At 64.1% G+C, this 12514-nt stretch carries 9 protein-coding genes; all 9 read left to right on the top strand.

What is annotated here, in order from left to right; all coding sequences use genetic code 11:
* Nucleotides 1-20 precede the first annotated feature (20 nt).
* Entirely contained in the window at nt 21-980 is a 960-nt protein-coding gene (locus M1D68_RS11190; RefSeq protein WP_420766531.1) for an AAA family ATPase, read from the top strand.
* Between the two features lie 9 nt (nt 981-989).
* Nucleotides 990-1934 carry a DUF58 domain-containing protein gene (locus M1D68_RS11185; RefSeq protein WP_420766532.1) on the top strand — a complete coding sequence of 315 codons (945 nt, stop codon included), beginning with the start codon at nt 990-992 and terminating at the stop codon, nt 1932-1934.
* Nucleotides 1931-2425 (top strand): DUF4381 domain-containing protein, encoded by a 495-nt coding sequence (locus M1D68_RS11180; protein ID WP_420766533.1) that lies wholly within the window; start codon nt 1931-1933, stop codon nt 2423-2425. The genes M1D68_RS11185 and M1D68_RS11180 overlap by 4 nt, the downstream gene beginning before the upstream one ends.
* Complete coding sequence (locus M1D68_RS11175) at nt 2418-3497, top strand: vWA domain-containing protein (RefSeq protein WP_420766534.1); 1080 nt, start codon at nt 2418-2420, stop codon at nt 3495-3497. The genes M1D68_RS11180 and M1D68_RS11175 overlap by 8 nt, the downstream gene beginning before the upstream one ends.
* On the top strand, nt 3494-5227 hold the full coding sequence (locus M1D68_RS11170) for a tetratricopeptide repeat protein (RefSeq protein ID WP_457970364.1): 1734 nt from the start codon (nt 3494-3496) through the stop codon (nt 5225-5227). Before M1D68_RS11175 ends, M1D68_RS11170 begins: the two co-directional genes overlap by 4 nt.
* Nucleotides 5224-6861 carry a BatD family protein gene (locus M1D68_RS11165; RefSeq protein ID WP_457970362.1) on the top strand — a complete coding sequence of 546 codons (1638 nt, stop codon included), beginning with the start codon at nt 5224-5226 and terminating at the stop codon, nt 6859-6861. Before M1D68_RS11170 ends, M1D68_RS11165 begins: the two co-directional genes overlap by 4 nt.
* Before the next feature lie 169 nt (nt 6862-7030).
* The gene (locus M1D68_RS11160; RefSeq protein WP_420766537.1) at nt 7031-8275 is read left to right on the top strand and encodes an exonuclease SbcCD subunit D C-terminal domain-containing protein; all 1245 of its coding nucleotides are present in this window, start codon (nt 7031-7033) and stop codon (nt 8273-8275) included.
* The gene (locus tag M1D68_RS11155) at nt 8272-11913 is read left to right on the top strand and encodes an AAA family ATPase (protein WP_457970360.1); all 3642 of its coding nucleotides are present in this window, start codon (nt 8272-8274) and stop codon (nt 11911-11913) included. The genes M1D68_RS11160 and M1D68_RS11155 overlap by 4 nt, the downstream gene beginning before the upstream one ends.
* Nucleotides 11910-12512 (top strand): glutathione S-transferase, encoded by a 603-nt coding sequence (locus M1D68_RS11150; protein WP_457970358.1) that lies wholly within the window; start codon nt 11910-11912, stop codon nt 12510-12512. Before M1D68_RS11155 ends, M1D68_RS11150 begins: the two co-directional genes overlap by 4 nt.
* Nucleotides 12513-12514 lie beyond the last annotated feature (2 nt).

Below are 12514 nucleotides of genomic sequence, written 5' to 3'. Positions count from 1 at the left end.
CTTTCCAGGAACAGTCATCGATGGAACATCGTGAAGCGCTGCTGGCGCTGCGAACCTTTCTTTCTACGCAGATTCTCGGCCAGGAAAAACTCATCGAGCGCCTGCTCATCGCCTTGCTCGCCGATGGGCATATGCTGGTGGAAGGCGCGCCAGGGCTGGCGAAGACCAAGGCGATCAAGGAGCTGGCCGAGGGGATCGAAGCGCAGTTCCATCGCATACAGTTCACCCCCGACCTGTTGCCGGCCGACATCACGGGCACTGAGATCTATCGTCCGGAAACCGGCAGTTTCGTGTTCCAGCAAGGGCCGATCTTTCACAACCTGGTGCTGGCGGATGAAATTAACCGGGCCCCGGCCAAGGTCCAGTCCGCCTTGCTCGAAGCGATGGCCGAGCGGCAAGTCAGCGTCGGGCGCAGCACCTATGAACTATCGCCGCTGTTCCTGGTGATGGCGACACAGAACCCGATCGAGCAGGAAGGCACCTACCCCCTGCCCGAAGCCCAACTCGACCGATTCCTGATGCACGTCAAGATGGGTTTCCCCGACGCTGCGGTGGAACGCCGCATCCTGCAACAGGCCCGAGGCGAGGCACTGAACGGCGAGACCAAGCCGGAGCGACGCGTCAGCCAGCAGGCGATCTTTTCGGCGCGCAAGGAAATCCTCGGGTTATACATGGCCGATGCCGTGGAGGAATACCTGGTGCAACTGATCATGGCCACCCGCAACCCGGCCAAGTTCGACCCGGAAATGGCCGAGTGGATCGCCTACGGCGCCAGCCCACGGGGCTCGATTGCCCTGGATCGCTGCGCCCGCGCCCACGCCTGGCTGGCCGGGCGCGACTTCGTCAGCCCGGAGGACATCCAGGCCGTGCTGTTCGACGTGCTGCGCCATCGCATCATCCTGTCGTTCGAGGCCGAAGCCGCCGGCATCGATCAGGACCGGGTCGTGCAGCGGATTCTCGACGTCGTCGCCGTCGCTTGAGTATCGACAATGAATAACCCACTGGCGCCCGTCCCGGGCATCCGCGTCAGCCTTTCGGAGCTGATCGAGATGCGCCATCGCGTGCGCGAAGTGCAGTTGTTCTCCACGCCTGGCCAGCGCAGCCCACTGATTGGCCTGCACCATTCCAAGCTGCGAGGGCGCGGGGTGGATTTCGATCAGGTGCGGGTCTACCAGGCCGGCGATGACGTGCGCACCATCGACTGGCGGGTCACCGCGCGGACCCAGGAACCCCACACCAAACTGTTCCACGAAGAACGCGAGCGGCCGATCTTCATCATGATCGAGCAGAGCCACCGCCTGTTCTTTGGCTCCGGGCTGATTTTCAAGTCGGTGCTGGCCGCTCGGGCCGCAAGCCTGATCGGCTGGGCCGCGCTGGGGCACAACGACCGGGTTGGCGGACTGGTGTTCGGCAACAACGCCCATTACGAAGTCAAACCACGGCGCAGCAAGCAGAGCCTGTTGCAATTGCTCAACCGTCTGGTCCGGGTCAATCAGTCCCTCCAGCCCGACGGCGAGTCGGACCGCGACTCCTTCGGCGTTGCCTTGCGCCGGGCCCGGGAGGTGCTGCGCCCCGGCAGCCTGGCGATCATTATTTGCGACGAGCGCGCCTTGTCCGACAGCGCCGAGCAGCAACTGACCCTTCTCTCGCGCCATTGCGACCTGCTGCTGTTGCCATTGTCCGACCCGCTGGATCACGCCCTCCCCGCTGCCGGATTGCTGCGTTTTGCCCAGGGCGGCGAGCAACTGGAACTCGACACGCTGAACCTGGAGTTACGCCAGACCTATCGCGCCAAGGCCGAAGCACGGCTGGAGCGCTGGGAGATGTTGGCCCAGAAGCTGCGGATCCTGATGCTCCCCTTGAGCACTCAAGGCGACATGGTCGAACAACTGCGTGAATACCTGAATCCCAAGCGCCCGGGGAAAGCCCGATGAGCAGCCTGGATCAGTTGCAGCCACTGATGGCCCCGCCTCCCATCGGATTCTGGCCGCCCGCGCCGGGCTGGTGGCTGTTGCTGTTGTTACTGCCGATGCTGGGCCTGGGCTTGTGGCAGTTACGCCGATTCATCCCCATCAAACGCAGCAGCGCCCGGGCCGAACAACCGCTGGACCCGGTGCGCCTGGCCGCACTGGCCGAGCTCGCGCTGCTGCCCAAGCCCTACGACGGCGCACCGGCCGGCGCCTGGTTGCAACAACTCAACGGGCTGCTCAAGCGCTTGTGCCGCAATCACTATCCGTACAGCCAGAGCCACACACTCAATGGGCGCAAATGGCTGGCCTTCCTCGATAACCGCTGCCCGGCCGCCGGCCTGACCCGATGGATGATTCTCGTGGAGGGCGCCTACAAACCCGAATGCAAGCTCGATGACAAAGCCATCGCCGGCCTGACCCAAGCCGTCGAAATCTGGATTCGCAAACATGTTTGAATTCGCCTGGCCGTGGATCTTCGTCCTGTTGCCGCTGCCCTGGCTGATGCGCCTGGTGCTGCCGGCTGCAGACAGTGGCGAGCCGGCGCTCAAGGTCAGCTTCCTCGATGAACTCGAAGGGTTGGTGGGCCGCCGGGCCCGGGCCAATCTACCGACGTGGCGCCAGCAGGCCCCCTTCATCCTGCTTTGGCTCCTGTTGTTGATCGCCGCCGCCCGCCCGCAGTGGCTGGGCGAGCCGTTGCCGATCGCCGCGAGCGGTCGCGACCTGCTGGTGGCGGTGGATGTGTCGGGGTCGATGGACTTTCCCGACATGCAATGGAAGGACGAAGACGTCAGCCGTCTGGCGTTGGTCCAGCGCACGCTCGGCGATTTCCTCGAAAGCCGCGAAGGTGACCGGGTCGGCCTGATTCTGTTTGGCACTCAGGCGTATCTCCAGGCTCCACTGACGTTCGATCGCCACACCGTGCGGCGCTGGCTCGACGAAGCGCGCGTAGGCATCGCCGGCAAAAACACCGCCATTGGCGACGCCATCGGGCTGGCCCTCAAGCGCCTGCGTCAACGCCCGGCGCAGAGCCGAGTATTGATTCTGGTGACCGACGGCGCCAACAACGGCGGCGAGATCGACCCGCTGACCGCCGCGCGGTTGGCTGCCGATGAAAACGTGAAAATCTATCCGATCGGCGTGGGCGCCGATCCGGAACAAAGTGGCACCGCCGGGTTCCTGGGCGTCAACCCGAGCCTGGACCTCGACGAAGCGACACTCCGAGAAATCGCCCAGGTGACCGGCGGCCAGTATTTCCGGGCCGAGGACGGCGAGCAACTGCAGGCGATCAAGACAACGCTTGACCAGCTCGAACCGGTGTCCCAGCAACCGACCCAGGCCCGCCCGGCCCACGCGCTGTATCAGTGGCCGCTAGCCGTCGCACTGGTGTTGAGTATGTTGCTGGTGGCACGGGAGCGCTGGCCGGACAATCCATTGCAGCGCCTGTTCACCCAGCCGCTGTTTCAACCTGCGCACCCTTCCGAATGGCGCCAGCGGCTCAAGCGCCTGCGACTGCGGAGGCGCCGATGATCGCGCTCTGGCCGCACTGGCTGCGCCCCGGTTTCATCCTGCTGCTGCCCTTGCTGGGCTGGCTGCTCTGGCAACTGTGGCATCGGCAGAAACGGGTGGGCCGTTGGCAGATGATCCTGCCCCCGGCATTCCATGGGGTGCTGCTCAGCGGCGGCAGCGGAAGTGAAAGCAAACTGCCCTGGATTGCCCTGGGCCTGGGCTGGCTGCTGATGGTGCTGGCCTTGCTTGGCCCCAGCTGGACACGGGTCGAACAGACCAGCCAGAAACCCGCCGATCCGCTGGTGGTTATCCTCGAACTGACCCCGGAGATGCTTGCCACTGACGTCCCGCCCACGCGTTTGGAACAAGCCCGTCGCAAAATACTGGACGTGCTGCACAACCGCAGCGACGCCCAGACCGCGATCATCGTCTACGCCGGCAGTGCCCACACCCTGGTGCCGCTGTCCGATGACCTGGCCACCAGCGCCAACCTGCTCGAAGCCCTGGCGCCATCGATCATGCCCCAAGGCGGCCACCGCGCCGACCTTGCCGTCAACAAGGCCATGGCCCTGCTGAACCAGGCCGGGCTCGGCCACGGGCGTATCCTGCTGATCGCTTCGTCGCTGAACGAGCAGGAACGCATGGGCATTCGCCAGGTCCTGGACGGTTCCGCCACCCGCTTGCTGATGCTGGGCATTGGCACCCGCGAAGGCGCGCCGGTGGCCCAGGACGACGGCAGTTACCTCAAGGACGCCCAGGGCGCTATCCTCGTGCCGCGCCTGGACAGTCCGAGCCTCAAGTCGTTCGTCAATGAGCTGGACGGCCGTTACCGCCCCACGCATGTGGACGACAGCGACCTGCGCGGCCTGGGCCTTATGGACGCACCGCGCCAACTGCGCAGCGATGGCCAGACATTGCGCCTGGACACTTGGGCTGACCAGGGTTATTGGCTGCTTCTGCCGCTGTTGCTACTGGCGGCGTGCGCGGGGCGGCGCGGCTGGCTTTTCTGCCTGCCGCTGCTGTTCGTCTTGCCGCAAACGGGCCATGCCTTCGAATTCCAGGATTTGTGGTTGCGTCCCGACCAGCAAGGCCAGCACCTGCTCAAGCAAAAACGCCCGGCCGAGGCCGCCGCCCGTTTCGAGGACAGGCAATGGCAAGGCGTCGCCCTCTACGAAGCCGGCGAGTACAGCGAAGCGGCTCGGCGATTCGCCGAAGGCAACGACGCCCGCTCCCACTACAATCGCGGCAATGCACTGGCACGCAGCGGCGAGCTGGAGGCGGCGATCGATGCCTATGAGCAGGCTTTGGAGTTGCAACCGGACCTGCGTCCGGCGCAGACCAACAAAGCCCTGGTGGAAAGCCTGCTCAAAGAACAGACTGCGCCACCGGACGAGCCCGAACCTGCCGAAAACCAGGAACCGCCTCCCTCGGAGCAACCGCAGGAGACCGACAGGCCCAGCCAGTCGTCCGAGCAGGGCCACCCCTCCTCCGAAGCGACAGCCACGCCGGACGACTCCCAGGCGTCCGAGGCCCCACCGCCCGGCGCCCAGGATGTGCCGGGCAGCGAGTTGCCCGACGAGCAGACCACCACCCCGCCGCTTCGCCCGGCCGCGGGTCAACGCAACGAAGAAGAACAACGCCAGGCGCTGGAACAATGGCTGCGCCAGATCCCGGACAACCCGGGTGAGCTGCTCAGGCGTAAATTCTGGTATGAACAGCAAAGCCACCAGGCCCAGGAAAAAGATCAATGACCCGCTTCACCGTCTACCTCCTCGCCTTGCTGCTCTGGACTGCCGGGATCCAGGCTGCGCAGTTGACTGCCAGCGTGGATCGCAGCCGCCTGAATTCGGGGGAGACCGTGGAACTGACGCTGGAATCCAACGACGCCACGCTGTTCGGCAAACCCGATCTGAGCCCGCTCCAGGAATTGTTCGACGTACGAGGCACCCGCCAGGTCAACCAACTGACCACCCTCGACGGCGAGAATCGCGCCACGACCCGTTGGATCGTCACACTGCTTCCCCGCCAGAGCGGCACCGTGGTGATCCCGGCCCTGAAATTGGGGGAAGTGACCAGCCAGCCGATCACGTTGCAGGTGATCGAAAGCGAAACCCGCAACGCTTCCGGCACCCTCGCACCGGTGTTCATCGAAGCCAGCCTCGACCAGGCCGAACTGTACGTGCAGGCCCAGGCGATCCTGACCTTGCGCATCTACCATTCGGTGTCGCTCTACGATGACAGCAGCCTGACACCCTTGCACATCCCCGATGCGCGCACCGAGCAACTGGGCGAATCGCGCACCTACGAGAAAGTCATCAATGACGTGCGCCACGGCGTGATCGAACTGCGTTATGGCATTTATCCGCAGCGCAGCGGCGAGCTGGCGGTCCCGGCACAGACCTTCAGCGCCACGCTGGTCGAACCCACCGCCCAGGGCGGCGCATCGCCCGTCGCCAAGCCCGGCCAACTGATGCGCGTAAGCTCCACGCAGTTGCTGCTGACCGTCAAGCCAAAACCCGCCAGCTACCCGGCCGACCTTCCCTGGCTGCCGGCCCGCAGTCTGTCCTTGAGCGAAAGCTGGAGCCCGGAACCGACCCACAGCCAGGTCGGCGACTCATTGACCCGCAGCTTGACCCTGGAAGCCGAGGGTCTGACCAGCGCCCAATTGCCGCCACTGCCTGCTACCGAAATCAACGGCCTGCGCCGTTACCCCGACCAGCCGGTGCTGAGCAGCCGCAGCAGCGAACGTGGCCTGGTGGGCAGCCGCGAAGACCGCGAGGCACTGGTACCCAACCGCAGCGGCACTATCGAGCTGCCGCCGGTTGAAGTGGTCTGGTGGAACACGCTGGAAGATCACCTGGACCGCACCAGCCTGCCCGCGCGCACGCTGCAAGTGGCGAATAATCCAAGCTTGATGGTCGACACGCCGGCGGGCACTGCGCAGATCGTCACGACCGTCGACAGCGAGACACTTTGGTATTGGCAGTTGAGCACGCTCATTCTGGCGTGTACGACGCTGCTCGGTTTCGGCCTGTGGTGGCGCGCCCGCTGGCAACCCGCCGTCCTGCGCTCGACCCAGGCCGGGCCAAGCCCGCGCACCCTGCTCGATGACCTCAAGCGTGCCTGCCTGGCCAACGACTCCCACGCTACTCGCCAGGCATTGGACGCCTGGGCCCGGCAGCAACCGGAGACCCTGGCCGACATGGCGGCGCGTTTCGTGCCGCTGTCCGATGCCCTCGACGGCTTGAACGGCGCCCTCTACAGCGAAACCGGCCAATATTGGCAAGGCGAAGACCTGTGGCGCGCCATCCGCGCCATTCCGCCGCTCGAGGGAACGCCGGACGCGGCGGGTGATTCCAGCTTGCCGCCGCTTTATCCCAAATAGCCGGGATAGCACCGCTTTCTGTGGCGAGGGGATTTATCCCCTCGCCACAATTGGCTCAGCTGTAGTGCTCGCCAAGTTGAGCCGCCCCCTCCCCCGCGTTTCCCAGTAAACTCTGCATTTTTGCGCCGCCTCTCTTCCCGCGGCCATCGTCTGTTTTCTGGAGTCTGCCTTGCGTCTGTTTCACACCTCCGACTGGCACCTGGGGCAAAACCTCCACGGCCAGGATCGCGACTTCGAACACGCCTGTTTCCTTGATTGGCTGCTGCGTCAGCTGGCCAGCGAAAAACCCGACGTTCTATTGATCGCCGGCGACATTTTCGACACGGTCAACCCGCCCGTCAAAGCCCAGGAGCGTCTGTACGACTTCATCGTCAGCGCCCATGAACAAAACGCCAACCTGACCATCGTCATGATCGCGGGCAATCACGATTCCGGTTCGCGCATCGAATTGCCGGCGCCGCTGATGCGCCGCCTGCGCACCCATGCCCTGGGCCGCGTCCTGTGGCTGGACGATGGGCAGCTGGACGTCGAGCGCCTGCTGCTGCCGCTGCCCGACGCCAAGGGCAAGGTCCGGGCCTGGTGCCTGGCCCTGCCGTTCCTGCGGCCGGCCGAGGTCACGGGCGCGCAACTGGGGGATGATTATTTGCGCGGCATCGGCCAGGTCCACGAATGGCTGATTGCCGCCGCCAACGCCAAGCGCAAGAAGGGCCAGGCGCTGATTGCCGTCAGCCATGCACACATGGCCGGCGGCTCGGTATCGGAGGATTCCGAGCGCAGCCTGATCATCGGCAACGCCGAAGCCCTGCCAGCCAGCCTGTTCGGCCCAAGCATCACTTATGTCGCCCTCGGTCACTTGCACAAGCCACAAAAGGTCAACGGTGAAGAACGCATCCGCTACAGCGGATCGCCGATTCCGTTGTCGTTTTCCGAAATCGGCTACCGGCACCAGATCCTCGACATCGCCCTAAACGGCGAAACCCTGGTCAGCGTCGAACCACGGCTGATTCCCCGCGCCGTCAACTTGCAACGCCTGGGCCCGGCGCCCCTGGCCGACATCCTGGTGCAACTGAAGGACTTGCCGGACATCGACTTGCTGGCCGACATCCATCGCCAGCCCTGGCTGGAAGTCCGGGTGCGCCTCGATGAACCGCAGCCGGACCTGCGACATCAGGTCGAAACCGCCCTGCAAGGCAAAGCCGTGCGACTGGTGCGGATCGCCGCCGAGTATGCCGGCAGCGGTGGCTCCGGCGATGCCGATGGAGGCGCGGCGCTGATTGAACTCGACCAGCTCAGCCCACAGGAACTGTTCAGCCGCGCCTGGCAGGACACCTACGGCAACCCAGTCGATGACCAGACCCTCAAGGACTTTGCCGTGCTGCTGCAGGATGTACAGATGGAGAGCGAACAGCCATGAAAATCCTCGCGATCCGTCTCAAGAACCTCGCCTCCCTGGCGGGGCCGTTCGAAATCGATTTCACCGCCGAACCCTTGGCCAGCGCCGGTCTGTTCGCCATCACCGGCCCCACGGGCGCCGGCAAAAGCACCTTGCTCGATGCCTTGTGCCTGGCGCTGTTCGGCGCGGTGCCACGGCTGAACAACACCGGTCGTGACGCCAAGGTGCCCGACGCCGACGGCGAAATCGGCACGGGCGATCCACGCACGCTGCTGCGTCGTGGGACCGGCGAGGGTTATGCCGAAGTGGATTTTCGCGGCATCGACGGTCGCCGCTACCGGGCTCGCTGGGAGGCCAATCGTGCCCGGGAAAAAGCCTCCGGCAAGCTGCAAGCCAGCCGCCAGAGCCTGCGTGACCTGGACAATGACCAACTGCTGGCCAGCCAGAAAGGCGAATACAAAGCGCAACTGGAAGCCGTCCTCGGTTTGAATTTCGAGCAGTTCACCCGTGCCGTGCTACTGGCCCAGAGCGAGTTCAGCGCCTTCCTCAAGGCTGACGACAACGACCGCAGCGAATTGCTGGAAAAGCTTACCGACACCGCGCTGTATACACGCCTCGGTCGTCGTGCCTTCGACAAAGCCAAGCAGGCCAAGGAAACCCACAAGCAATTGCAGGACCAGGCCACGGGCGTCACACCGCTATCACCCGAAGCCCGCGCCGAGCTGGATCAGCACTTCAACGAAGCCCAGCAGCAACTCAAAACCCAACAGGCGCAGCTCAAGCAACTGGAGCAGCAACAAGCCTGGCTCAAGGACCTGCGCCATCTGCAGGACGAACAGGCCAGCGCCGCCGAGCAATTGCAACGGGCCCAGGCCGATTGGGAGGCGCTGGCAGACGAACGCCTGAAACTGACCCGCCTGGAACAGCTGGCACCCCAGCGGCATCAGTTCATCCGTCAGGCGGAACTGGCCCGGCAGCTGGACCCGCTCGCGGCCAGGATCCAACAGCTGACGCAGCAACACGTCGAGTTGCATGAACGGCAGGCCGAACTGGAAAAAGGCCTCGGCATCGCGCAGCTGGCCGTGGCCGCCGCCCGCCAGCAGAGCACCGACAGCACGCCACTGCTGCGTCAGGCCTTCGACGAACAAAGCAGCCTCGCCCGCCTGGCCAGGGAGGCCGAGCAAGGCGCCGAGCAGTTACAGCACGCCCAGCAGGCAAGCACTGACGGCCAGCGCACGATCGACACCTTGCTGGAACAACAGCAGCAGGTTGGCGAACGGCTTGAACGGATTGCCGGCGAACTGGAACAAAGCACAGACCTCGCAACACTGAGTGATGCATGGGGCGCCTACCGCGATCGCCTCCAGCAACTGATGCTGATCGGCAATCGACTGAACCAGGGCCAGGAAGAACTTGCGCTGCTGGAACAAACCGCCGCTCGTGCCGCCGAAGACCTCGCAACCCGCCGACAAAGTCTTGAGGTGCTCTACAAGGAGGCCGGTGCCGAACCGCAAGCCGTGGCCGAACAGATCCAACTGCTTGGCAACCTGCTGCAAGACAACCGCAAGCAGTTACGTGCATTCGAAGACCTGGCTCGGTTGTGGGCCAGCCAGCAGGATTTGGACAAGCGTGTCGCCGAACTGGAACAGCGCCAGCAGCAAGCCTTGCAGCAACGCGACCGACTGGTGCGTGAAGGCAGCGAAGCCAAGGCCGAGCTGGCGGTCGCCGAACAGACGCTGACCGTGACCCGCGAGCTGCTGGAACGCCAGCGCCTGGCCCGTAGCGAAAGCGTCGAGCATCTGCGCGAACAATTGCAGGACAACCAGCCCTGCCCGGTGTGTGGCAGTGTCGAACATCCCTACCACCAACCCGAAGCGCTGCTGCAAAGCCTCGGGCGCTTCGATGAAAGCGAACAGGCCAACGCTCGCAAGGCCGTCGACCTGCTCAATGAAAAAGTCATCGAACTGCGGGCCCAGTACAGCGGGGTCATTGCTCAGCTCAAGGAATTCAAGCAGCAGCAAGAACAACTCACCGACCAACAACGGAGCGTGGCGCCAAGCCTTGAAGCTCACCCGCTGTCGGCGCAGCTGCTGGCCCAGGATTCATCCAAGCGCGACAGCTGGCTGGCCCAGCAAACCGCACAGCTGAATCAACTCATCAGCCAGGACGAACATCGCCAGGCCGCCCTGCTTACGCTGCAACAGGACGCCGCCAAGCTGGCGCAGCAACTGCGCGATGCAGAAACAGCCAGCCAACAAGCCTCGCAGCACCTGAACAACCAGCTACAGGCACTGGCCCGGGATCGCCAGCGCCTGGACGAGGAGCTTGAGCACTTCAGCGCACTGTTGCCGGCCGACACGTTGCAGGCCCTGCGCAGCGAACCTGCCGCCACGTTCATGCAACTCGACCAGCGGATCAGCCAGCGCCTCGCGCAACTGGAACAGCAACGCGAAGAGCTCGCCGACCAAGTCCAGCGCCAGCAAGCCCTGGAGAAAGAACAGGATCGCCAGCAGATACGCACACAGCAACTGGAATCGGCGCAGCGCCAGTTCAGCGCGTTGAACGCGCAACGACAGGCGTGCGAGGAAAAGCTTCACCAACTGCTCGGTGAACACGCCAGCGCCGAACAATGGCAGCACCAAATCGACCTGGCCCTGGAACAGGCTCGCCATGCCGAGACGACGGCCAATCAACAATTGCAGGATCTGCGCAACAGCCTTGTGCAGTTGGCTGCCGAACTCCAGGCACGCCATGAGCAGGCCCAATCCCTAGAGGCCGAACAGCAGGCGTTGGCCGCGGGTATTGCCCAGTGGCGCGCAGCTCATCCGGAATTGGACGACGCCGCGCTGGGCGCGTTGCTTGGTCTCGACGACCAACAGGTCGCTCACCTGCGGCAACGCTTGCTCAACAGCGAAAAAGCCATCGAGCAGGCCCGCGTATTGCTCACCGAACGGGAGCAGCGGCTGCAAAACCACCAGTCGCAACACAACGGCAACCTGCCGGCGGAACAATTGGCCGAAGCCCTCGCCACGCTTCACGGGCAGTTCGCGGCCAGCGAACAACGCTGCGCAGAGCTGCGTGCCGAACAGGCCGAGGACCAGCGCAGGCAGACTGCCAACCAGGCCCTGGCCCAACAAATCGAACGAGCCTACGCCGAGTACCAGCGCTGGGCACGCCTGGACGCATTGATCGGGTCGGCCACTGGCGATCGCTTCCGCAAACTGGCCCAGGCGTACAACCTCGACTTGCTGGTCCACCACGCCAACGCCCAGTTGCGACTATTGGTTCGCCGCTACCGCCTCAAGCGCGGCGGCAGCATGCTCGGCCTGCTGGTATTGGATACCGAGATGGGTGATGAATTGCGCTCGGTGCATTCGTTGTCCGGCGGCGAAACCTTCCTCGTCTCCCTCGCCCTGGCACTGGGCCTGGCCTCGATGGCGTCCAACACGCTGAGAATCGAGTCGCTGTTCATCGACGAAGGCTTCGGCAGCCTCGACCCCGAGTCGCTGCAACTGGCGATGGACGCCTTGGATGGGTTGCAGGCCCAGGGGCGCAAGGTCGCGGTCATTTCCCACGTGCAGGAAATGCACGAGCGCATCCCGGTGCAAATCAAGGTCCGGCGTCAAGGCAACGGATTGAGCACGGTGGAGGTGAAATGAGCCACGCCACGCTGTATTCGTTCCGCCGTTGCCCCTACGCCATGCGCGCCCGCATGGCGTTGCGCTACAGCGGTATCGCGCTGGACATCGTCGAAGTGAGCCTCAAGGCCAAACCACCGGAAATGCTCGCGCTGTCGAGCAAAGGCACGGTGCCGGTCTTGCATGCCGATGGACGGGTCATCGATGAAAGCCTCGAGATCATGCACTGGGCCTTGGGCCTGCATGATCCGCAGGATTGGACATTGCTGAATGATCCCGACGGTCGTGCCCTGACGGCGACCTTGATCGAAGAAAACGACCAGGTTTTCAAGCTTCACCTCAACCGTTACAAATATCCGGAGCGCCATCCGGACCACTCGGCGCTGCATTACCGGAGCGAGGGTGAAGCGTTCCTGCGCAAGCTGGACGGATTGCTTGAAAACCGCCAGTTCCTGGCCGCGGATCACCTGAGCCTGGCGGACGTGGCGCTGATGCCGTTCGTGCGCCAGTTCGCCCATGTAGATCGCGAGTGGTTTGCCCAGTCGCCCTACCCTCGGCTTCGGGAATGGTTGGAGGGTTTACTGGATTCAGAGCTGTTTGTGACGATCATGGCCAAATAGGT

This window comes from Pseudomonas sp. R4-84, from assembly GCF_054130985.1.
The sequence above is the reverse complement of the archived record's forward strand: the minus strand, read 5'-3'. Positions and strand labels throughout refer to the sequence as shown.

Bases quoted from the DNA above. Each gene is read 5' to 3' on its own strand.
- M1D68_RS11190 (WP_420766531.1), top strand. From the start codon at position 21: ATGGAACATCGTGAAGCGCTGCTGGCGCTGCGAACCTTTCTTTCTACG.
- M1D68_RS11185 (WP_420766532.1), top strand. From the start codon at position 990: ATGAATAACCCACTGGCGCCCGTCCCGGGCATCCGCGTCAGCCTTTCG.
- M1D68_RS11180 (WP_420766533.1), top strand. From the start codon at position 1,931: ATGAGCAGCCTGGATCAGTTGCAGCCACTGATGGCCCCGCCTCCCATC.
- M1D68_RS11175 (WP_420766534.1), top strand. From the start codon at position 2,418: ATGTTTGAATTCGCCTGGCCGTGGATCTTCGTCCTGTTGCCGCTGCCC.
- M1D68_RS11170 (WP_457970364.1), top strand. From the start codon at position 3,494: ATGATCGCGCTCTGGCCGCACTGGCTGCGCCCCGGTTTCATCCTGCTG.
- M1D68_RS11165 (WP_457970362.1), top strand. From the start codon at position 5,224: ATGACCCGCTTCACCGTCTACCTCCTCGCCTTGCTGCTCTGGACTGCC.
- M1D68_RS11155 (WP_457970360.1), top strand. From the start codon at position 8,272: ATGAAAATCCTCGCGATCCGTCTCAAGAACCTCGCCTCCCTGGCGGGG.
- M1D68_RS11150 (WP_457970358.1), top strand. From the start codon at position 11,910: ATGAGCCACGCCACGCTGTATTCGTTCCGCCGTTGCCCCTACGCCATG.